General features: G+C 40.2%; 15 protein-coding genes and 1 pseudogene. 7 read left to right on the forward strand and 9 right to left on the reverse strand.

Going from position 1 to position 23,253, the window contains the following annotated elements:
* Positions 1-62: 62 nt before the first annotated feature.
* A complete protein-coding gene (locus FKG96_RS15605; RefSeq protein ID WP_130855995.1) occupies positions 63-1,172 on the reverse strand; it encodes an acyl-CoA dehydrogenase in 1,110 nt (369 codons plus the stop codon).
* An 11-nt stretch (positions 1,173-1,183) separates the two neighbouring features.
* On the reverse strand, positions 1,184-1,792 hold the full coding sequence (gene pnuC / locus FKG96_RS15610; RefSeq protein WP_013666925.1) for a nicotinamide riboside transporter PnuC: 609 nt from the start codon (positions 1,790-1,792) through the stop codon (positions 1,184-1,186).
* On the opposite strand from pnuC, the gene FKG96_RS15615 reads away from it, so the two are divergent.
* A complete protein-coding gene (locus FKG96_RS15615) occupies positions 1,791-3,131 on the forward strand; it encodes an AI-2E family transporter (RefSeq protein ID WP_083812311.1) in 1,341 nt (446 codons plus the stop codon). The two genes, pnuC and FKG96_RS15615, sit on opposite strands and share 2 nt — an antisense overlap.
* A 62-nt stretch (positions 3,132-3,193) precedes the next feature.
* Here the strand turns inward: FKG96_RS15615 and FKG96_RS15620 are convergent, their stop codons facing one another.
* Positions 3,194-5,035 (reverse strand): DNA topoisomerase 3, encoded by a 1,842-nt coding sequence (locus FKG96_RS15620; protein WP_130855994.1) that lies wholly within the window; start codon positions 5,033-5,035, stop codon positions 3,194-3,196.
* A gap of 119 nt (positions 5,036-5,154) precedes the next feature.
* Here FKG96_RS15620 and FKG96_RS15625 point away from each other — a divergent pair, with 119 nt between their 5' ends.
* A complete protein-coding gene (locus FKG96_RS15625) occupies positions 5,155-5,937 on the forward strand; it encodes a zinc-dependent peptidase (protein ID WP_130855993.1) in 783 nt (260 codons plus the stop codon).
* 309 nt (positions 5,938-6,246) lie between these two features.
* Positions 6,247-7,875: an NADP-dependent glyceraldehyde-3-phosphate dehydrogenase gene (locus tag FKG96_RS15630; RefSeq protein WP_130855992.1), complete on the forward strand. Its 1,629-nt coding sequence runs from the start codon at positions 6,247-6,249 to the stop codon at positions 7,873-7,875.
* Between the two features lie 72 nt (positions 7,876-7,947).
* Here FKG96_RS15630 and FKG96_RS15635 read toward each other — a convergent pair whose 3' ends face one another.
* Positions 7,948-9,237 carry a pitrilysin family protein gene (locus FKG96_RS15635; protein ID WP_130855991.1) on the reverse strand — a complete coding sequence of 430 codons (1,290 nt, stop codon included), beginning with the start codon at positions 9,235-9,237 and terminating at the stop codon, positions 7,948-7,950.
* Position 9,238: 1 nt separating this feature from the next.
* A complete protein-coding gene (locus tag FKG96_RS15640; RefSeq protein WP_130855990.1) occupies positions 9,239-10,474 on the reverse strand; it encodes a pitrilysin family protein in 1,236 nt (411 codons plus the stop codon).
* 116 nt (positions 10,475-10,590) lie between these two features.
* On the opposite strand from FKG96_RS15640, the gene FKG96_RS15645 reads away from it, so the two are divergent.
* Both FKG96_RS15645 and lat read left to right on the forward strand, forming a co-directional pair.
* Positions 10,591-11,475: a 1-aminocyclopropane-1-carboxylate deaminase/D-cysteine desulfhydrase gene (locus tag FKG96_RS15645; RefSeq protein ID WP_165446961.1), complete on the forward strand. Its 885-nt coding sequence runs from the start codon at positions 10,591-10,593 to the stop codon at positions 11,473-11,475.
* A 136-nt stretch (positions 11,476-11,611) separates the two neighbouring features.
* On the forward strand, positions 11,612-12,943 hold the full coding sequence (gene lat / locus FKG96_RS15650; RefSeq protein WP_013666933.1) for an L-lysine 6-transaminase: 1,332 nt from the start codon (positions 11,612-11,614) through the stop codon (positions 12,941-12,943).
* A 4-nt stretch (positions 12,944-12,947) separates the two neighbouring features.
* Here the strand turns inward: lat and FKG96_RS15655 are convergent, their stop codons facing one another.
* The 3 genes from FKG96_RS15655 to FKG96_RS15665 form a co-directional block, all read right to left on the reverse strand.
* Positions 12,948-14,222, reverse strand: coding sequence for a hemolysin family protein (locus tag FKG96_RS15655; protein WP_130855988.1), 1,275 nt, complete (start codon positions 14,220-14,222; stop codon positions 12,948-12,950).
* Positions 14,223-14,321: 99 nt separating this feature from the next.
* Positions 14,322-15,302, reverse strand: coding sequence for a GlxA family transcriptional regulator (locus tag FKG96_RS15660; protein WP_130855987.1), 981 nt, complete (start codon positions 15,300-15,302; stop codon positions 14,322-14,324).
* A 145-nt stretch (positions 15,303-15,447) separates the two neighbouring features.
* Positions 15,448-15,669 (reverse strand): CDGSH iron-sulfur domain-containing protein, encoded by a 222-nt coding sequence (locus FKG96_RS15665; protein WP_013666936.1) that lies wholly within the window; start codon positions 15,667-15,669, stop codon positions 15,448-15,450.
* Between the two features lie 126 nt (positions 15,670-15,795).
* Here FKG96_RS15665 and FKG96_RS15670 point away from each other — a divergent pair, with 126 nt between their 5' ends.
* On the forward strand, positions 15,796-16,266 hold the full coding sequence (locus FKG96_RS15670) for an NUDIX domain-containing protein (protein ID WP_130855986.1): 471 nt from the start codon (positions 15,796-15,798) through the stop codon (positions 16,264-16,266).
* Between the two features lie 27 nt (positions 16,267-16,293).
* On the opposite strand, the gene FKG96_RS15675 is transcribed toward FKG96_RS15670, so the two are convergent.
* Positions 16,294-17,352 (reverse strand): DNA topoisomerase IB, encoded by a 1,059-nt coding sequence (locus FKG96_RS15675; protein ID WP_130855985.1) that lies wholly within the window; start codon positions 17,350-17,352, stop codon positions 16,294-16,296.
* Between the two features lie 919 nt (positions 17,353-18,271).
* Here FKG96_RS15675 and FKG96_RS27240 point away from each other — a divergent pair.
* Positions 18,272-22,417, forward strand: a pseudogene (locus FKG96_RS27240) (beta-ketoacyl synthase N-terminal-like domain-containing protein); the annotation flags it as partial.
* Positions 22,418-23,253 lie beyond the last annotated feature (836 nt).

The raw sequence follows: 23,253 nt of genomic DNA on the forward strand, positions 1-23,253 counted from the left end.
CAACTTTTTTTATTTTATGCGATGTTTAACCTTGCTATATATTGCTGTCGACCAATTTATTACTAGTCAATTTCATCGATGATAGGCGATGTAAACAGACTGTGTTGACTGGCAGTGAACAAGTCTCTCCACATACGATTAATCTCTTCGGTGGGGCTAGCTGCTTTCATACCACAATAGGGATATAGTTTGGCTACCCATTGCTGCGCGGTCTTTACCAACAAACGAGTATGTTTACTGATTTGTTCGAGTAGAGCTAAGTCGATAGCATTCGTTGTATTCAATTGCATCCAGGATTTTTCAACTAATTCATAAAGTTCGCGTTGTAAGTTATTCATTTCCAGTTTGGCATTTGACAAATATTGATCGGGTAACTTCATTTTCCCATGGTAATTATCCCGTACGTCACTGTACTTTTCATCAAAGATTTCGTGGCATAAATCGAGAAACCTACAGGTCATACCGAGGGTGTTAACGCATAATGTAGCTTCTGCGAACTGTTGAAACGGATAACGATAAATCGGAGCCTTTAATATTGCACCTTGGGGGTCTATTTTGAAAGCCCTCCTCTTTTCTACTTTTAGATTATTTACCTCAAAACTATGACTCGCTGTTGCTTTCAAGCCCATGGCATTCCAGTCGTGCAAAATGGTGACTTCATCCTGTAAAAAGAAAAAGGATTTTATTACCGGTTTCTTTGCCGCATCCAGTAACGGTTCTCCATTTTGGTAAATTTCACAATTTGCCGTGAAAACAGTATTATGTGCAGCCCCGGTGGCATATTGCCATTTACCGGATACTAAATAACCCTCTTCCATTATTTCAGCATGGCCACCTACTCGTCCGCTGCCACCGAAACACACTTTTTTGTTGCTGAATAAGGGGTGTGCGATGTCCTGATTTAAAAAGCCGACAAACATGTTGGCTCCGCTGCAGAGCGTCACCGTCCAGCCTAGGCTTCCATCTATTTCGGCCAACAACCGTTCTATTTGAAGGGCTTCTGTTAGGGAGAGGTCCAGCCCGCCGTAAGCTTTGGGTACAAAGAGATTAAAAAGCTTATTTTCGTATATAACTGCTAATTGTTTAGTTGTTAAACTACCTTGTAATTCGGCTTCTAAGCTTTCTTGACGCAATTCTGCAGCTATTTTTTTTAATTCTTGAAGAAGTTTCATTGATTTATCATTTATACATTAAGCTGTCGGTAAATCTTCTTTTTCCATGCGAAATAACCAAAAATGGCGACAATGAAAAGTATCAACGTTAATATCGCATAAAGCAAAAGATCTTTATGAATATAAAGCGGGATCGCAAAAGCGTTGCTTATATTCAGTAGCAACCAATTTTCAATTTTTCTTTTTGCCAATAACCACATCCCGGCCCAAGCCGTTACACTTACCCAAGTATCCCACAGTGGGACGGTAGAATCCGTGAAATGGATGAGAATCTTATATAGAAAAGGCGTTCCCAGCAAAAGAAAACCAGCAACGACCAGCCAATCACTTGTTGAGCAGGTCGTAATGGGCACCTTTTCACTACTTCCTTTTCTAAGCCAGTAATACCATCCATATATGCTCATTACGAGGTAGTAGGCATTTAGTAAAATTTCCGCATATAGGCCCGCTTCGTACAAAACAAACATCGTAATGAGAATACTGATAATGCCGCAGGGATACAGAGCTACTTTGTTGTACCGTGCCAGTAACACCTCCGCTATTCCGAAAAGGACTCCAAACCATTGTATCAGTGGTGTTTGTATTAACTGTTCTTTAAAGATAGTTAGCCATTCTGCCATGTCACGCATTTTAACGAGCTATTTGCCTATTAATTTTACAAGAGCTGCGAAGTTAAGCTTAATTTGTGCCAAATTTGAAATATTCATCGTTTCTTCTGCAGCGGGAAATAATCTCAATTTTCACCAAATACAGCACAACGAAAACAATTATGCTAAGCTATTGTTAAGTGATGGATTTATTAAAGATTCATTTATTCACATGTTAAATTCCCCTTCTCCGGAAAAAAGACCTTATTCTTTTGAGTTGGCTTCAAGCTTATTGTCATTAGTACTCATCATTGCAGTTCTCTACTTTTTACAAAGCGTGCTTGTCCCTCTCATGTTTTCTATTCTAATTGCTATTTCGCTTTATCCCGTAACCAGGTTCCTCGAAAGGTTCAATGTTCATAGAGCACTTTCAGCAATTCTTTCTGTTATATTAGCGATATTAGTTATAGCCGGACTCATCTGGTTTATTGTACATCAGGTAATCGTGATTGGCCATAACGGAACAGATCTTCAAAGTAAATTCTTGACCATATTTAATACCATCCAACAATGGATAACTGTTAAATTCGGTGTTGAGCCGGGGGAGCTGACCGCAAAGGTAAAGGAGTTGTCTAATCGGGCTTTATCGAACGCAGGCACCTATCTTTCAGCTGCTTTTGGCTCTGTGGGCGGTATTTTAGCAGGTCTTGTGATTGTGCCACTTTTTTCTTTTTTCCTTCTTTATTACCGGGATTTTTTTCGCGAATTTTTCTTTCATGCCTTCCGCAGTACATCTCAAGATAAAGTTCACGAAACCCTTAATCGTATTTATAGTGTTGTTCAAAGCTATTTGCTTGGTTTGATTACGGTAATGGCTATTGTTGCCGTTTTGAATACGGTTGGATTACTGTTGATGGGAGTGGAATATGCTTGGTTCTTTGGCACCTTAGCATCTCTACTGATGTTACTGCCTTATATTGGTATTGCCATTGGGTCTATACTACCTGCAGTGTTTGCACTTGCCACGAAGGATAGTTATTGGTATGCCATTGGCGTTGTCGCTTGGTTTCAAGTTGTGCAATTCTTGGAAGGCAACGTTATTACACCGAATATTGTCGGTAGTAAAGTGAGTATTAATCCGCTAATGGCGGTAATTGCTATTTTGCTTGGGGGAATGTTGTTCGGACTAGCGGGTTTAATACTGGCACTGCCGTTAACGGCGGTTATTAAAGTTTTATTTGACGCTATTCCTTCCATGAAAGCTTTTGGTTTTCTAATAGGAGAACCCGAAAAATATCATTTGAAAAAGCATTCGACAATGGTATTACTAAAAAGATGGAAGTTAAAGGATAAATTAGATAAGGATAAATAACTTGTTCATCATGATCGACTGTCAGCGATTGCGCAATTTTTGACAATCGCTGATAATACATTTTATCCCTGATCTTCCAACAAAAGCTCAAGTTCTTTTCCTGCTATTAATAGCTCTTCCGTGATTTTTCTCGTGTACTGCTTAATTTCTTCTTTAAATGCCTTGACGGACGCTCCGGAGCGTATTTCTTCCAATCGCTTTTCCCATTGACCTGTTAGCTCCGCTTGTGCAATTAGTTTATCTTTCACTATGTCGTATACAGCAAGCCCGGTTTCCGATGGCAGTAAGTTCTTTTTCTTTCTTGTAATATAAGAACGCTTTATCAAGGTTTCGATGATTGATGCGCGCGTTGCCGGAGTCCCTAGCCCACTTCCTTTCATTGCATATCGCAATTCTTCGTCCTCAATTTCCTTACCTGCCGTTTCCATTGCTTTCAATAAGCTTGCCTCGGTATAAAGTGGTTTAGGCTTGGTTTGTTTTTCAGCGATGCTTTTTTCTATAATAGCCAAGCTTTCGCCTTCACTTACTTTCGGTATGGTGTTGTTCTCCGGTTGATCTTGATCATTCTCTTCCGGTTCATTGTATACGGCGCGCCAGCCCGCAGATCGAATTACGGTACCATTTGCGATGAATTTTGAACCTGATTCAATGGTAATCTTAGTGAGGTCCTTCACACAGACCTCATGAAAAGCCTCTAACATCCTTCCGATAATCATGTCATATAGTACCTGCTTATCAGGTGACAGGTTTCGTGCCGGTTCTCCCGTCGGTAAAATAGCATGGTGATCTGTCACTTTCTTGGCATTGACACTTCTTTTGTTGAGTTTGTTATTGGCCAAAACTATAGCTTGTTTCGAAAAAAAAGGATGCTGTTGTTGCTTTTCGATGAGTTGCGGAATGGTTTCAAAAACATCATCACCTATATATTGACTACCTGTACGAGGGTATGTTATTAATTTTTCCTCATATAGGCGTTGTAGAATTGCCAGCGTTTCATCAGCGGTGTATCCTTTCTTTTTGTTCGCTTCTTGCTGTAAGCTACTGAGGTCGTGCAGCAATGGAGGTTGCTCCTTTTTTGTTTTTGTTTCGACTTTGCTGATATCCCCCCCTGTAGCAAATCCATCTGCTACACTTTTGACGGCATTAAGAACTTCTTCTGCCTCTTCCCTTTTATAATAGTTTTTTTTGGAAACGGCTTTGAAGTTCTGCCCGTCCTTTTGCAAGGAAATGATGACCTGAAAATAAGTCTGAGGGATAAAGTTCTTGTTCTCCAGGTATCGAGCGCAAATCATTGCCAAGGTGGGAGTCTGCACCCGACCCAAGGATAACACGGTTTTAGATCCGGCTGATATACTCAGGGCTTGGGTCGCATTCATCCCTACGAGCCAATCAGATTCAGAGCGGCAATGAGCTGAATAAAACAAGGTATCATAATCCTTGCCGGGTTTAAGGTTCCTAAACCCATCTTTAATGGCTGCATCAGTCTGTGAGGAGATCCAAAGTCGCCTAAACGGCTTTTGACAATGGAGATAATGATAAATGTATCTAAAGATAAGCTCTCCTTCCCTACCGGCATCCGTTGCTACAATAATCTCCGTCGCTATATCAAAAAGAGCTTTTATGGTATTGAGCTGCTTGCGTACAGATGGATCCTCAATCATACCTTCGTTCGTTCTGATTTTTCGAACACTCAGCTTTAGTTTTTGCGGAAGCATCGGCAGATTTTTTACTTTCCATCCTATATATCCATATTCTTGCGGTGGGGCTAATTGCAGTAAATGACCAAAGGCCCAGGTGAAGGAGTATCCTTTGCCTTCTATATATCCGTCTCTTTTCGTCGTAGCTCCAAATACCTTTGCCAGATCACGTGCTACAGACGGCTTTTCTGTTATAATGATCTTCATTAAGATTGCTTTTGGAACCGCTAAATTAGGGTATCTACGCTTAAATTTCGTCTTTTTTTATTAGATGATTGATTGTCTTTTGTTTAGCAAATTGTATTTTAGTTTACTTTAAAAATAATATGGAAATCTTATCATACCTCTTTTTTGGAATAACGATTTCGATCGTGTTATTGTTTATCTGGTCAAAGAGGAAACGAGCCTGGAGAAAGGGGGCGCAGGAAGGCTTGACCGAAACTTATAGCGGGATATTAGAACAATACGTATCCTTTTATAGGGACCTTAATGACGCGGACCAAGAGCGCTTTCTTAACGAGATTACCATTTTTTTAAGAGACGTGCACATTGAAGGTGTTGGTACAGAGGTGAATGAGTTGGACCGGGTCTTGATTGCCTCGAGCGCTGTTATCCCAATTTTTAATTTTCGCGGTTGGCGCTATAAAAACCTTAGTAACATTGTCTTATATCCTGATACGTTTAACAGTGACTTTCAATTTGTTGGTGCACGCCGAAACACGTTGGGTATGGTAGGCGAAGGTTTTATGAATGGCCAAATGATATTATCGAAAAGTGCCTTACATCACGGATTTTCGGAAAATAGCAATGGGAGTAATACAGCAATTCACGAGTTTGTTCATCTGATCGATAAGCGAGATGGAAGTGTCGACGGAATCCCTGAGCTTCTTTTGGCACGCCCCTACGTGATTCCCTGGATAAAAATGATGCATGCTGAAATGCATCGGATTAAAGCGGGTCGTTCCGATATTGATCCTTATGCGCTAACAAATGAAGCAGAATTTTTGGCTGTTGTATCGGAATATTTCTTCGAAAAGCCAACTAAATTCAGAGATCACCATCCCGAACTTTTCGATCTCCTGACAAAGATGTTTGGCAAAAAGCCTTGAAAAATGGACTTCGTTCCGTTCTATCCTGCATACGATTAACTCGTTTGCTTAGTGAGAAAGAAGTAGTGAACTGTTTCCTTATTTGTTGGTTAAAGCAGCTGCTAAAACGAAAAAGGATTTAGTATTAGATTTTCAGTCCTTTTTTGTTTGTTAAAATAAAGCCTTAAAAATTATTTAACTGTTTATTAATATGTGTTTTTGTTGTGAAAATATTAATAAATTATCTATTTTCACCAAATCCAAACAGAAGGCGATGATAAGTTGCCACAGCTTAATATCGACTGTTTTACAATCATTCAAACAAAAGAAATGAACTTTAACGATCAATTGAAATCTCTATTTGTACCGGAAAGCGAAATACCGGAAGAGTTTGCCATTCATGAAGAACTCCATCAGCGAGAATATCTCTGTGATGGGGAGATGCGTAGCTGGACAGGTCCTGTCAGCGAAGTGTACTCGCCCATATGTGTACCCGACGCGCAAGGAACTTTGCAGCGTAAATTTATTGGCACCTATCCTATTTGTACCGACAAGGAAGCCTTGGAAGCACTGGATGCCGCTGTAAACGCCTATGACAACGGTCGTGGCGAATGGCCTACTATGAGTATTGACAATCGGATTAAATGTCTACAAAAATTTGTTTTCAAAATGAACGAGCAACGCTCGTTGGTAGTTAAGCTGATTATGTGGGAGATTGGGAAATCTCATACGGACGCGGCGAAAGAATTTGACCGGACAGTTGATTATATAAACGCTACGATTGATGCACTAAAAGATATAGACCGTCAGTCATCCCGATTTGAGATCGAAGAAGGCGTCGTAGCACAGATAAGACGGTCGCCCATTGGTGTAGTTTTATGCATGGGGCCATTTAACTATCCATTAAATGAAACATTCACAACGCTGATCCCGGCGATTATTATGGGAAATACATTGCTTTTTAAACCACCGAAACACGGTACATTATTGCATTATCCTTTATTGAAGGCTTTTCAGGAGTCTTTTCCAAAGGGTGTAGTTAATACGATCTATGGACGAGGAGCAACGATTACACCGGGCCTGATGCAAACAGGCAAAATAAATGTGTTAGCTTTTATAGGTTCAAGTAAAGTAGCAAATGACCTTAAAAAACGCCATCCAAAGATTAATCGCTTGCGGGCTGTACTTAGCTTAGATGCCAAAAATGCGGCAATCGTTACTAAAAATGCCGATATTTCGCTTGCTGTTAATGAAACTGTATTGGGCGCTTTATCATTTAATGGACAGCGGTGCACCGCTATTAAGATCGTTTTTGTTCATAAGGACATTGTGGATGATTTTCTTATTAAGTTAGGGGAAGCCATTGCAAAATTGAAATTCGGTATGCCTTGGGTTCCGGGTGTTAGCTTAACCCCCTTACCGGAGCCAGGTAAACCGGAATATTTAAAAGAGTGCATCGATGATGCTCTCCTACACGGTGCAAAGGTCGTTAACGAAAATGGCGGAGCTAGTCTAGCTTCTTTTGTTTACCCCGCAGTGGTTTATCCTGTAAATGAAAAAATGAAATTGTATCGCGAAGAACAATTTGGCCCCGTTATTCCGGTAATTCCCTATGACTCGATTGAGGAGCCAATTAAATATCAGATTGATTCTCCCCACGGTATGCAGGTAAGTATTTTTAGTAATCATGCGCAGGAGATTGCATCGTTGATTGATCCATTCGTAAATCTCGTTAGCAGAGTGAACATCAATAGCCAGTGCCAAAGGGGACCTGACAAATTCCCCTTCACTGGTAGGAAAGATAGTGCAGAGGGCACCTTGTCTGTTGTAGACGCTTTGCGTTCCTTCTCTATTCGATCATTGGTAGCCACCAAAATGAATGACAAGAATAAAGAACTCATCAATGAAATTGTAAATCATCAAGATTCTAATTTCTTGAGTACTAATTTTATATTCTAAAAAAGAAGCAGTCTCCGGTTCTTGACGAAGACCCCTATCGGAGACTGCCTTTATGAATGTGTTTATTTCGGATTAACCAACCATTTTGCCAACTACTACCTTGATCATATTATTATAATCAAGATATTTGTTAGCAGTATTCATAATGGTTTCGGGTGTACTACTTTTTACAATCTGTAAGTGGCGATTATAGTATGTTAAATCCAATCCAACGAAGTGTACGTTTTTAAATTTATCTACATGAGAGAAAACGTTTTCCAGTGAGCCAAGAAAAGCACCATTCACGTAATTTTTTACTAAGTTTAGCTCTTCTATCGGTATTGGCTCATTTCGCAAACGATCGATTTCTTTTTCGATTTCTACCAGTGTTGCATTGGTTACCTCTACGCCAACTTCAGTTGCTATGGTAAAAAAAGCCCCATATTTTAAAGATGCGATGCCTGATCCGATGCCATACGTAAAACCTTTTTCTTCGCGAATATTGGACATCAATCGTGACCCGAAATAACCTCCTAAAATCGTGTTTAATAGCTGAAGTGAAGAAAAGTCAGGATGCTTTCGGTTGATGGTTTGGTAGCCTACTCGAATAGCTGATTGTAAGGCATCCGGTCGTTCAATAAGTATGAAATTTCCCTTTTGCGAGCCCTTGTCCACCATGCGCTGTTGCGTTTGATCAAGCGGGCGGGCATCCCATTGATCTCCGAAAATCTTTCTAACAGTTTGATGGACTTGGTTTGTCACTCTGCCCGATATAAATATCGTGCAATTACCTGCATTTATCTGGTGCTGATAGAGCTTCAAAATATCCGAACGCTCTAATCGATCATAGTCTTCTATTTCGGGGGAATATGCATATCGATTGCTGTCGAAAATAGTTTTGTTAAAAACTCTTCTTGCAACAAAGTCGTTTTTCTTTAATGATACAGAAAGATTTTGTTTGTTGTTACGAACATAAGTATTTAGCTCACTTTCGGGGAAAATACTTTCTGTTAGAACGCTTTTTACAATAGGCAATAACTTCTCTACGTGCTTATTTAGGGCATATAAAGTAAGAGAGGTATGATCAAAAGAATACTCCGGCTGCAAAAATGCGCCATAAAAATCTACTTTTTCCGCTATTTCCGCGCTCGCATATTGTTTAGTGCCCTCCAAAAACATACCGGCTAAGGCAATATTAAGTAATGGAAGGTGCAGATCTTCGGTATTCAGGTTTTGGAATACCCATTCTATTTTTACCAAATCCTGCTCCCCGGAGTTGAAAACAAAGAGATCTACTCCGTTTTGTAACACTTCGTGTTCGGGTTGCAAAAGCCTTACTTCTTCTACAACATTAAATTGGGGGGCAATGGTTCTGTCTATCATGCTAACTTGCTAAATAAAATAAAGTGGACGAATTTTCTAATTGAAATATTTGTTGTGCTGTCTTCTGTATATCCTCAGGGGATACATTTAGGTATTTTACAACTTCGTCGTTAAGCATATCTGCGTTGCCTAGCAATTCAAAATATGCCAGATTCATCGCCTTGTCAAGAATTGACATCTCTGCAAATACCATGGTCGATTCTATTTTATTCTTTACCTTTTCAAGTTCATATCCCAACACGGGCGTATTTTGTAAATCACGTAATTGTTCCCATACAGCGTTTTCGGCAAGCTCCATTGTGGTACTTGGCAAAGGTTTACCTTCTACTATAAATAAACCATTATCTAAACTGCCCAATAAATAAGCATTTATTTCACTGAAAAGCGATTGCTCTTTTACTAATCGACGGTACAATCGGGATGAATTACCTCTTGATAATATGTCTGAAATCAAATCGCAGGTATAATAGTCTTTTGAACGCCTATCGCTCATATGGAATGCCATATAGAGACTATTAACCGGTACATTGGCGGTAACTACCTCTCTTCGCGCCTCCAATTGCTTTGGCTCCGCCTCAAGATTGCGAATATATTTGGTACCGGAAGAAATGGAGCCGAACCACTTTTCGGCTAAATCTTTTACCACACTTACGTCCACGTCTCCTGCAATAACTAATATGGCATTTTGCGGCGTGTAATGTTTCTTAAAAAAATCCTTCACATCTTGTATTGATGCCAGTTCTATGTGGGAAATTTCCTTTCCGATGGTGGCCCATTTGTAGGGATGCTGTTTGTATGCCAACGGTCGTAACTTAAGCCATACATCTCCGTAAGGTTGGTTAAGGTAACGTTGCTTGAATTCTTCCGATACTACTTGTTTTTGCGTTTCCAGGCTTTTTTCGCTAAACGCCAAACTTAACATGCGGTCGCTCTCCAACCAGAAAGCAGTTTCCAGATTAATGGCAGGCAGCGTTATGTAATAATTTGTGATATCATTGCTGGTGAAGGCGTTACTTTCGCCACCAACTCGTTGCAGCGGCAAATCAAACTGAGGGATATTAACGGATCCACCGAACATCAAATGTTCAAAAAGATGAGCAAACCCCGTCTTATCGGGTTCCTCATCCCTTGCTCCTACATCGTAAAGTATATTGAGTACGGCCATTGGAGTCGACTTGTCTTCGTGTACCAATACCCTTAAGCCATTGTTTAACGTGAACCTTTCATATTTTACCATAGATTGTTGTTTTATTTTGGGTTAGCAAACCTACTATAATTTTTAGAATAAAAAACCTAACAATCTAATATTTGCCGGCTTTTCCGTTTAGTTTTGTATGGCAAAAATTACACAGCATGTTTCCTTTTAATTTTTTTAGTCCTATAGAGCGACTACGATACGAGCCTTTTTATAAAAAGAACTATACAGTAGATATCAAACGAGATGATCTGATCCATCCCTTTATCTCAGGCAACAAATGGAGAAAGTTAAAGTATCTGTTGCAAGATGCTCATAAAAACGGAAGGAATCATTTGGTAACATTTGGCGGAGCTTGGTCCAATCACCTCCTTGCAACCGCCGCTGCCGCTGCTTCATTCGGATTTAAATCTACCGGCTTTGTGCGAGGCGAACTGGTAGACAACGCCAATCTGAAACTTTGTCAATTATTTGGTATGCAGCTTATATTTGTTGAAAGAGAGGCTTATAGAAATAAACAACATGTGTTTGATCACTACTTTGGACAGGACAAATATGCCTATTTCATCAACGAAGGAGGCGCTTCCTCTCTTGCTTTACTCGGTTGTGCGGAAATAATTGATGAGCTTCGCACAGATTATGATCATATCTTTTGCGCCTGTGGGACGGGTACGACTTTAGCTGGCTTAAGTATGGGATTAAAACAGCGTAACCAACAAACCAAATTACATGGTGTTTCTGTTCTCGCCGGTGGTGATTTTCTCTTAGAGGATATAAAAAAATTGTACGGTGAAGCAGACAACATTACAATACATACAAGCTATCACTTTGGTGGATACGCAAAAACAAAACCCCCATTAATGGATTTTACTAAGTCGTTTGTTAGCAGCACCGGTGTCTTAATAGAACCTGTGTATACCGCTAAAACCTTCTATGCATTGATGGATTTGATTGAAAACAATTACTTCCAAGAAGGTGCAAGAATTTTAGTCCTGCATACCGGTGGACTGATCGGTATTTTAGGTAAAATAGACGAGTTTTAGTGATATTTTGTTGAATTGGTATTTTTTTGTCATAAATAATAGGTTGAAATTTAAATATGAAATAATTATTCGGTATAAATTGCGTTTTTTGAAATTTTATCTTATGTTTGATAATAAACCAAATCAATAGCATTTTATGAACAGGATCTCCATTACTCCCGAAAATGCACAGGCCATTATTGGTAAACACGTACTTACTGATGGTTATGACTTAACATTGGATCTAAAGAAGAGCCAAGGCGTTATGATGTATGATTCAAAGCATGGCAGAGAAATTCTCGACTTCTTCACTTGCTTTGCTTCCGTACCACTGGGTTATAACCATCCTAAAATGTTAAATGATGGCGATTTCAAAGAAGATTTACTACTAGCGGCATTAACAAATCCATCTAATTCGGACATTTATACAATGCAGTACGCTAAATTTGTAGACACATTTGATCGTGTGGGGATTCCCTCTTATTTACCGCACGCTTTTTTTATTGCGGGAGGTGGTTTGGCCGTGGAGAACGCGCTGAAAACAGCAATGGATTGGAAAGTACAAAAAAATTTCCAAAAGGGATATATTAAAGAAAGAGGGTTTAAAGTTATACACTTTCAGAAAGCTTTTCATGGTCGTACAGGTTATACCCTTAGTTTGACCAATACACAACCGGAGAAAACGAAATGGTTTGCCAAATTTGACTGGCCCAGAGTGAGCGTTCCGTATATCGAATTTCCTTTTACTGACCAAGGATATGAAGATCTTCTTAAACGCGAAGAACAGTCGCTAGCTCAAATTAAGCAAGCTTTTGCCGACAATAGAGATGATATTTGCGCTATTATTATTGAACCTATACAATCTGAGGGTGGCGATAATCACGTAAGGAGAGAATTCTTGGAACAGCTACGTATTTTAGCGAATGAAAATGATGCGCTTTTAATTTACGATGAGGTGCAGACCGGCGTAGGTTTAACAGGTAAATTTTGGTGCCACGAGCATTTTGGGGCGAAGGCGAGGCCTGATATTATCGCATTCGGGAAGAAAATGCAGGTCTGTGGCATTTTAGTAGGCGAAAAAATTGATGATATAAAAACAAATGTCTTTAAGGTTCCCTCACGGATTAATTCTACTTGGGGCGGAAATTTGGTTGACATGGTAAGAGCGACTAAAATTTTGCAAATCATTGAAGAAGACAAGCTCGTTTCGCAAGCCGCCGAACTCGGTGAATATTTACAGCAAAAGCTTTTGACCTTAGCAGACAAGTACACGATAATTAATAATGTTAGAGGTCGAGGATTACTAGCAGCTTTTGATTTTCCGAACAAAGAAAGTCGAAACCATTTTTTAAAGAAAAGCCTTGATAAAAATGTGTTATTGTTGGGATGTGGAGAGCGAAGCATTCGTTTTCGGCCAGCTTTGGTAATACAACGTGACGATATTGACAAGGGTGTTAGCATAATGGGCGAAGTTCTTCAGTCCTTGTAATAGGCTATTCGGGAATGCGGGTAATAAGTATCTTATCGATACGCATTCCATCCATGTCAACAACCTCAAGCTCAAAATTATTCCATCTAACTTTTTCAGTCAAGGTAGGGATATGGTCTAACAGTTTTAACAATAAACCTCCCAGCGTGGTGAAATTATTGGTTTCAGGGACATCAGACACCTTGAAATATTGAATAAATTCAAAGAGGGGCAACTTACCGTCAGCTAACCATGTATTTTCAGAACGCTGTATAATTTGATAATCGTTTGCTGTATCCGTCTTATCACTTATCAATTCATCTAATATATCATTGATAGAAATCAGTCCCTGAAGATCACCATATTCATCTAAAACGATTCCATAATGCTGCTGTGCGCTTCTTAATAGCTCCAAAACTCGATAGGCCGCGGTATATTCCGAAACAAACAGCGCTTTTCTGACATGGCGCTTCAGGTTCGGTGAAGAAGTGGAGGATTCTTGCAGAAAAAGTTCCCTAACCGAAACCAGTCCTAGTAAATTATCCAACGATCGTTCACATACCGGATAAACCGAATGAGGTCGACTTCGGATTTTTGATTTTATGGTCTCCCAATTATCGTTTATATCAATCCAAACAAGATCCATGCGATGAGTCATTAATTCGCCGGCCCTTCTATCTCCTAATGAAAAAACACGCCGGACAAGATCTTGTTCTATTGGTTGTATTTCCCCTCCCTCCGTACTATCTTTAATGATGGCATTTATTTCTTCTTCAGAGACGGCCTCATCATGATAGTCCTTTATTCCAAATAAGTTAAAAAAAAGATTGCTGGTTTTCGTCAAAATCCAGATAATAGGTAAAGAGATTCTGGAAAGTATGGTCATTGGCGCCGCGATAGTTGTCGCAATTGCCTCAGGATAATGCAAACCTATCCGTTTTGGAATGAGTTCACCGAATACAATAGTAAGATAGGTAATAAATAAAACGACTAAAAAGACTGCAACTGATTCCGCGTAAGGGGTGATTAACTCGATGCTTCTTAAATAGTTGGCCACGGTCAGCGTTAAACTTTTGCCGCTAAAAAGTCCGGTAAGAATACCAACAAGCGTAATACCTATTTGAACCGTTGATAAAAAGGTCGTTGGATTGTTGGCTAATTCGAGCGCTTTAGCTGCCCCCGTATCCCCTTTCTTTATTGAAGCTTCCAGCTTGAACTTTCTGGTTGAAACCAAGGCGAGCTCACTCATCGAAAAAAGGCCATTGATAAGAATGAGTGCAATGATGATTACAATTTCCATTATTCTATTAAATAAATCTAAAAGACGGGTTTATCTCTATCTTTATCTAACAAAATGGGCATCTATTGGTTTTTAGTACTTCTGAAGTTCTTATTCTATTTAAACGGCAATCTGTCTATTATACTTACTTTTATATTGTGTTGGTGAAAGGCCCGTGATACGTTTGAAGGTTGTCCGAAAGGACTTGGAATCACTATAGCCCACGTTATACATTACCTCATTTACGTTTTCATTGCTTGTCTCAAAACTTAACTTGGCGGCTTCAATTCTGACGCGTTGTATGTATTCTAAGATCGTGTTGCCGGTTGCCTTTTTAAAGCGTCGTTCAAAGTTCCTTCTTCCGGTGGCCAATTTATCCGCAAGATCTTCAACGGTAATGCGTTCGCGGAAATTCTCCTCAATAAGCTCCTGTGCACGCCGAACGGTTAAATCTTCATGATCTTTCTGTCTTTGAAAGATGATAAACTGAGATTGATTGTTTCTTTCGATATCAATTTCAAACATTTTCGATGATCGAATGGCCATTTCACGCCCGGCAAATTTCTCCACCAAATACAGGATGAGATTTAGCGACGAGTAGGCACCCCCACTTGTATAAATTCCCCTTTCGTCCGTAATAACCTTGTATGGCATCAGTTTCACGTGTGGGAACATACTACTGAATTCATTAGCCGATAACCAATGCGTTGTGCAGCTTCTACCGTTTAACAAGCCAGTAGAGGCCAAAAGAAAGGCACCGACACATAATGAGGCAATTTCGGCCCCAAGTTGATATTGCTTTTGAATCCAAGGCACAAATTCACGATTTACGGCTACAATATCTTTCATATTTCCGTGAATAGCAGGAATAACAATGAGGTCTGTTTTTTTTAGCTGATGAATCGTCGTGTCAGAACGTATGCTAAAGATTCTGCCCGATGAAACTGCTTCGTCTGAAAGGCCCACTATCTGAATGTCGAAAAGAGCTTCCTTTCCGGTGCTTTGTAGCGCTTCATTAATTTTAGAGAACATTTTATAGGTGGCTTCCATGCTACTCAAGCTCGTTTCGCCTATTGGATTAAGTAAAGAGATATGTTTCATGGAACGAGGTTTAATGTTAAAATACCGCCTTAAACGCTTTAATTCAGATAACAAATTTAGCATAAAAGGGTGTCGCAAGCAACACCCTTTTATGACGCAATTTGCCTTGAATGACAACTGCTTTTAAATTTGGAGAATCGTTGTTCTATTTTTTCGGCGGGAGATCGAACGCGATTGCTTCGTGTTCGAAATGTCCTTTATGAGAGCCGTCGCAAAACGGTTTTTTTGATGACAGGCCGCAACGACAGATCGATACAACCGTGCGTCCATCCAAACCATATGGCGTACCGTTTTTGTCAACTATTTCAAATTCTCCTTCCACCCTTAGGGAGCCGTTTTCGTTGATTGTTAGTTTAGTTTTAGTCATGAGTTATAATTTGTGCAAAAGTATAAATATGTGGCAGCTCCTGTAAAAATAAACGCAATTCAGATTGATTCTTCGATTTTCTCTGACAGAAGGTATACATTTGTCAATTAAAGAGCCCTTATACTTATGAAAAGAAGCGCAGGTATTTTGCTTTATCGACTAAAAGACGGAAAGGTGGAGTTTTTCCTCGTTCACCCCGGTGGGCCATTTTTTGCGAAAAAAGATCAGGGCTTTTGGACGATCCCTAAAGGAGAGTTTGAAAATGCCGAACCTCCACTTTCCGCAGCAAAACGCGAATTTGAGGAAGAGACGGGATGCTCCATTGAAGGCGAATTTATTGAGCTGGACCCTGTGATTCAAAAGGGCGGAAAGAAAGTCCTATGCTGGTTGTTGGAAGGGAATATGGACTTGGATAACATCCGAAGTAATACCTTTGAGATGATATGGCCTCCCAAATCGGGAAGAATACAACAGTTTCCCGAAATAGACAAGGCTGGATGGTTTTCCATAGACGAAGCAAAACGATTGATAAACGAAAAGCAATTTTCGTTCCTTGATCAGGCTTTTTCTCTCCTTAATGCTCGGATGAATAGTTGAATAATCACTTCGTCCTATTTGGATCAATCAAGAAGTTAATCTCAATAGGATTTGCTGGCTTTTCTTTAAGTTATGAAGAAATGTTATCAAGAGTGGTTCGACTTCATGAATAGGCAGCGATTTCACTTCATCGCTAGTAGTTTTGCGAAGATAGCTTTGCAAGCTGCCCGCTAAATAGGCGTCAATTAAGTCATTACAAACATATGAAGCTCTACATACGGCTCTTGTGTTTCCCAATTTTTTAGCAACGAAATCGAGACAGGCATTTAGGTTCTTTTTATAAGACTTCACCTGTTGCTCTTCAGTGCTTAGCTCAAGTAGGTACTTAAAAGCCCATAAGGTTGCATACCATGTTCTAAAATCCTTTGACGTAAAGTTCTGTCCGGTGTGCCTTTGGATATATTCATTTAAATCGCCGGAATCTAAGGAGCAGATTTCCTGATCGTCATTATAATATTGAAAAACCTCTTGGCCTGGAATTTCCATAACCTGACGAAGTCTCTTAGTCAAACTACGATTACTGAGTTTAATGTTGTGCTTTTTGCCCTTTTTTCCTGTAAAGTTAAAAGTAACAATTTGTCCTTCTATTTTTACATGTCGACTTCGTAAGGTCGTCAATCCATAACTGTTATTCTCCCGTCGATAGCGGTCGTTCCCGGCGCGCATAAGAGTGTTTTCCATGATGCTGAGTGCAATGGCAGAAACGCGGTCTTTACCAAGGTTTCGTTGTCTGCAATCAGCCGTAATCGCCTCTCTCAATGATGGTAGTACCTTTCCAAAGGCGAGGATACGATTAATTTTGTGTTTTTCTCTTGTTTCGTTCCATAGCGGGTGATATAAGTATTGCTTTCTCCCCTTATCGTCCAATCCGGTGGCCTGAAGGTGGCCATTATCGTAAGGACTTATCCAAACGTTTTTCCAAGCTGGCGGAATCACTAAACTTTTTATTCTTTTTATTAATTCTTTATCAACGATCGGCTTTTTATTGATGTCTAAATAGCAATATCCCTTCCCCTTTTTTACCCGAGTATAACCATCAGAACTATCATTACAATAGCGCAACTGCTGCTTGCTTACTTTTAACATAACTGTCCGAATTTAGAATAGTTAACATATATTACTAAGCTTTTGTGTGAATTAGGGAGCTGAATAATCGAATGTTTTTTACTAAAGTGTCAGACACTTCATTTTAGCACATGATGACGCAGAATAGGCTTAGCATGTTTTTTGGTACCACATTAGATTTATGCTAATGCGGAGGGCGCTCGCATAATATTTGGAACTTTTTTTATGCGTATTTAACATGGAATCGAGCTTCTTTAATGTTTTCTTAACAAAAAATCAACAAAACCATCATTACCGATCGAAAAACAGTTGAAATGTTGCCGATTTGCTTTAAAAAACCAATGAACAAAATGAACAAAAGAAAAAAGTCCATCATTTACTAATTTGCATCACAAATAACAGATAGAAATGCTTTGTTATAATCTCACGCTATTCGAGGCAAACACAAAAGAATGATGATTGCATATTGTAATTTAAAGACACCTCTTCTATTTCTTTGTTCGCTTTTGAATTTATGCACATACAAAGCAAATTAATAAAACGAATGCTGATTTGGCCTTCGTAAGAACCTCACATAATAGTTCATCAAATTTATGAAACAGAACAATAAGCAGATTCCTTAAACGAAAAAAATCCAACCAACTATTTTTTATCGTTTACTACACTTATAATTATTAGCATCATGAAAACAGCAAAGTTGATTGGTATTACCCCTTTCGAGCTTCCTGATTTGGCTTTATTGAAGGCACTTAGTAAAACCCCTTTTGCACCGGTTCTCCATATCGGTAGAAATCACGATCAGATAGAAAAAATATACGATAATATAAAATCCTATAAGCCAAAGTCCATAGGTCTTTGTTTTCCTGACTCCCACATTCCATCAAAGGAACTTCCATCGTCTGTAGCCTATATTATTATGCCATTTTCTAACGAAATCTCAATGGAGGCTATTGACGTAGAAATTATTTTTCAAGTTTATTCTGTGGAAGAGGCAAGACTCGCCAAGGCCAGAGGTGCAAAAACAATTATTATTAAGGGAAATGAATCGGGAGGTCATGTTGCCTATGAAGCCACTTATATTCTATTCCAGCATGTGATCCAGGATTTTGATCTGCAAAGTCTATCAGTATGGGTACAAGGTGGTATAGGGATTCATTCTGCCGCAGCACTTATTGGATTAGGAGCGGACGGAATCGTAATGGATAATCAACTATCGTTATTCCCGGAATGTAAGGCACCGCAAGCGCTAAAAAATGTCATTGAAAAATTAAACGGTACCGAAACTAAATTAGTCGGTAACTTCCGCGTATTAAATCGCCCTAATGCACCGGAACTTCCCCAAGGTGCTACTTTCTCGGATTTACTTCCATACTTGAATGGAAACTATACACTGGAAGATTCTTATTTGCCTATGGGGCAAGATGTTATCTTGTCAAAAGGACTTGTTAGCAACTATAAAACAATCAATCACCTCGCATCTGGTTTACTTGAAGCTATCAATGGTCATATTAAGCAAGCCAAAACTGAGCATGTGTTAAGAGAAGATAATCCTTTAGCGAAGGAGCTTAAGATACGCTATCCAATAGCGCAGGGACCAATGACTCGAGTGAGTGATCTTCCAAGTTTTGCGGAAGCTGTATCTTTGGGAGGTGCACTGCCTTTTGTAGCACTTTCGTTAATGACGGGTGAAAAAGCAAAAGAATTGATCGTAAAAACGAAAGAAGTGCTTCAAGACCAAACCTGGGGTGTCGGAATCCTCGGTTTTGCGCCGCAAGAATTAAGGGAGGAACAGTCTCGCTACATTTTAGAGGCAAAGCCCCCTGTCCTACTCGTAGCCGGTGGTCGTCCGTCCCAAGCGATTCCTTTTGAAAAAGCCGGAATTAAAACCTTCTTGCACGTTCCTTCTCCTACCCTTCTTGACCTATTTATAAAAGAGGGTGCAAGAAAGTTCGTATTCGAAGGAAGAGAGTGTGGGGGGCACGTTGGTCCGTTATCGTCTCTGGTACTTTGGGAACTTCAAATTGAGCGTATTTTAAAAGAGGAACAGCTACCATCATTTGAACTATTTTTTGCCGGTGGAATACATGATAGTTTTTCAAGTGCCTTTGTATCCATCATGAGTGCTCCATTAGCTATCGGTGGTGCAAAAATTGGTGTGCTCATGGGGTCAGCTTATATTTACACAAAGGAGGCGGTTGATTCGGGTGCTATTCTGCCTGGTTTTCAGGAACAAGCGATAAAGCAGGCGGAAACCGTTCTGTTAGAAACTGCTCCCGGCCATGAAACCAGATGTTTGCAATCGCCTTTTACCTCCTACTTCGAAGAAGAAAAGCGGAGACTTGAAAAGGATGGTGTCGATAAAAAGCAGATATGGGAATCATTGGAGCAGTTAAACGTGGGGCGTTTGCGCATCGCTAGCAAAGGAATCGAACGGGTATCTGAGAATCTGATATATCTGAACGAGGATGTGCAATATCAAAAGGGTATGTACATGATCGGACAGGTAGCCGCTTTAAACAATAAGATCAGAACCATAGCTGATTTACACGAAGATGTCGCCAAAAACAATTATAAACATATTGAACATGCAGAGACCTTTACCTTAACAGAAACAACCAATCATGCGATCGATATAGCTATTATTGGAATGGCATGTATCTATCCGGGAGCACAGGATATTGACGCTTTTTGGCGGAATATACTAGATGCTAAAAATTGTATTACGGAGGTGCCTGATGAAAGATGGAATAAAGAGATTTATTATGATCCATTAGATACCAACGGCAGCAAATCTCCATCAAAATGGGGTGGATTTATACCGAAGATCGAATTTGACCCGCTTGAATTTGGAATTCCCCCGCAGTCGTTGGCCGCTATTGATCCAACACAGCTGTTGAGTCTGCTTGTTGCAAAGCGGGCACTTGAACATGCAGGTTATGCCGCGAAGGACGCTAATAAGGAGAATGTATCGGTTATCATAGGTGCGGAAGGTGGCAATGACTTGGCCAATAATTACAGTTTCAGAGCACTTTTCTCGCAATTTTTCGGCGAAATACCGAAGGAAGTTGATGAATCCTTACCAAAACTTACTGAGGACTCGTTTCCGGGGGTATTGGCAAATGTAATTGCCGGTCGAATTACCAATCGATTAGACCTTGGTGGCCGTAATTATACAGTGGATGCTGCATGTGCTTCTTCGCTGGCGGCTATTGACTTGGCATGTCAAGAGCTCATCCTCAACAAATCTGATATGGTGATTGCCGGAGCGGCGGATTTACATAATGGTATCAATGATTATCTGATGTTTGCCAGTACACATGCTCTTTCGAAAAAAGGTCGATGCGCAACCTTTGATGCGGAGGCTGATGGCATCGCTTTAGGCGAAGGTGTGGCAATGGTTGTGCTGAAAAGATTGGAAGATGCGCAACAGGACGGTGATCAAATTTTTGCCGTAATTAAAGGTGTAGGCGGCTCCAGCGATGGAAAGAGTCTTGGGTTAACAGCACCTCGACTTGCCGGACAAACGAAGGCATTGGAAAGAGCCTATTCGCAGGCGGGTTTATCCATATCATCTGTTGAACTCTTCGAGGCACATGGTACCGGCACGGTGGTTGGAGATCGCACTGAATTGAGTGCATTAACGCAGGCAATGGTTAAGAGCGGAGCCATCCCGCAACAAAGCCATCTTGGTTCAGTTAAAACCCAAATTGGGCATACAAAATGCGCGGCGGGTATGGCAGGCCTGATTAAAAGTGCGTTGAGTGTATATTACGGAATTAAACCGCCGACTATTAACTTAAAAGAACCTAATGGTTTTTACAACGAAAAAACAAGTCCGTTTGTATTTACCGACAAAGCTGGTTTATGGTCCAATCCACAACGAGTAGCCGGAGTTAGTGCTTTTGGTTTCGGCGGCACGAACTTTCATGCCGTTATTTCCAATCATGCAGATAACAAGGAAATACCGTTCTCTGTTACGAAGCAATGGCCCGCGGAGCTCTTTGTTTTCAGAGGAAATGATTACGAAGAGGCCAGTCTCCTACTCAAGAAAACAAAACGATTAATTGATCTGAACGACTCGGTAAAGTTACGTGATATTGCGTTCTCTCTTGCTACCTATAGCAATGCTCCGGTACAATTATCTATAATCGCTGATTCCATAGCAGATCTGCAATTCAAGATAGATTTGGTATTGTCCGGTACGCATGCGAAGGATACATACATAACAAAGGAGGTTAAGGGAAAAACGGCCTTCCTGTTTGCTGGTCAAGGAAGTCAGCGAATACACATGGCTAGAGAGCTATTGGTGAACTTTCCACGGATGAGATCACTTCTCAGTCGTTACCCGGCATACGAAAAAATACTTTTTCCTAGCAATGCTTTCAGTGAAGAAAGTTTAAAGAAGCAAAAGGAAGCCATTAAAGATACGCGTATGGCGCAACCGCTTTTAGGAATAATAGATATAGCGATTGCTAACCTTTTGAGTGATCTTGGCGTCATCCCCGATATGCTGGCAGGCCATAGCTACGGAGAGCTTCCGGCACTCGCATTTGCAGGGGTGTTCAATGAGGGGGATCTCGTTGCTTTAAGTAAAGGGAGAGCCGAAGCTATCTTGGCCTCGACAGGTGACGACAAGGGGATTATGGTAGCCGTAAACGGTGATAAAGCGATGATCGATCAGTTGTTGTCTTCGAGAAAGAACATATACGCCGTCAATCATAATTCTCCACAGCAATGGGTTCTAGCAGGCGAATCCGCTGTGATGGAAAGCTTTATGCAGGTCTTGAAGGAACAAAAAGTTTCCTACCGGCAACTGGAAGTAGCCTGTGCTTTTCATAGTCCGTTAATTGCAAAGGCGGAATCTCTTTACGCTGATTTGTTGAACGATTTTTCATTTAAACAGCCTAGCATTCCTGTTTGGTCAAATACAAGTGCTGCTTTATATCCAACGGAAAGTACCGAAATCAAGAACCGTTTGGCTTCTCATATTGTCAATCCTGTGCTTTTTTCAGACCAAATAGAAGAAATGTACGCGAATGGTGCCCGAATTTTTATTGAGGTTGGGCCAGGTAAGACGCTAACAAGTTTGACAAAGTCGATTTTAGGCAAGGAAGAGGTTGTTATACATACAGAGGAAAATGGAAAACACGGTATTTTCCAACTATTAGTGGCTTTAGCGCAATATATAGCTACAGGGAAAACCGTACAGATAGATGTTTTATTTGCAGATCGACAAGCAACTTGGTTAGATCTGGACAACCCGGAGAAACTCAAGAAAAGTTCCTCAATCTGGCTCGTGGATGGTCAGATGGCGATGCCTGCTCAAGGCAAACTACCCGCTTACAGTGCACTGCCTGTAACGAAGCCTATCATTAATTTTAAAGAACTGACCGTGCAAAACAACACAAAAAGTGATACTTTATCGGTACAAGGATCTGCTGAGCAGCTCACCTTGGAATATTTAGCAGGTATGAAGATGCTAATTCAAGCACAACGGGATGTCCTCCTCGCCTATCTAGGACAGCCTAGTACGAACAATTATATCCATACAAATCCTAATACGGTTCCGGTATCAATGCCTAGTCTCATTGAAAAGAGAGAACAATCTCCGGATCCTGTAGGTAAGAAAGCTAATGAAAACGAACTAATAACATCCGGTCCAAAAACGACAAAGCCTTTGTCTACGATTCTGATGGAGGTGGTAAGCGAAAAAACAGGTTATCCAAAGGATATGCTAGGAATGGATCTGGATCTGGAAGCAGATTTGAGTATTGATTCCATTAAGAGACTCGAAATTATTGGCGAGTTGCGTATACAGTTAAGTAACTTTCAGTTTAAAAATAAAAGCCAAGATGAAATGGTGGAACAATTGGCTTCCATCAAAACACTTAATGGTTTACTTGGATGGTTTGACGCAAACAT

The sequence above is a fragment of the Olivibacter sp. LS-1 genome (genome assembly GCF_008245145.1).
Classification (GTDB): domain Bacteria; phylum Bacteroidota; class Bacteroidia; order Sphingobacteriales; family Sphingobacteriaceae; genus Olivibacter; species Olivibacter oleidegradans.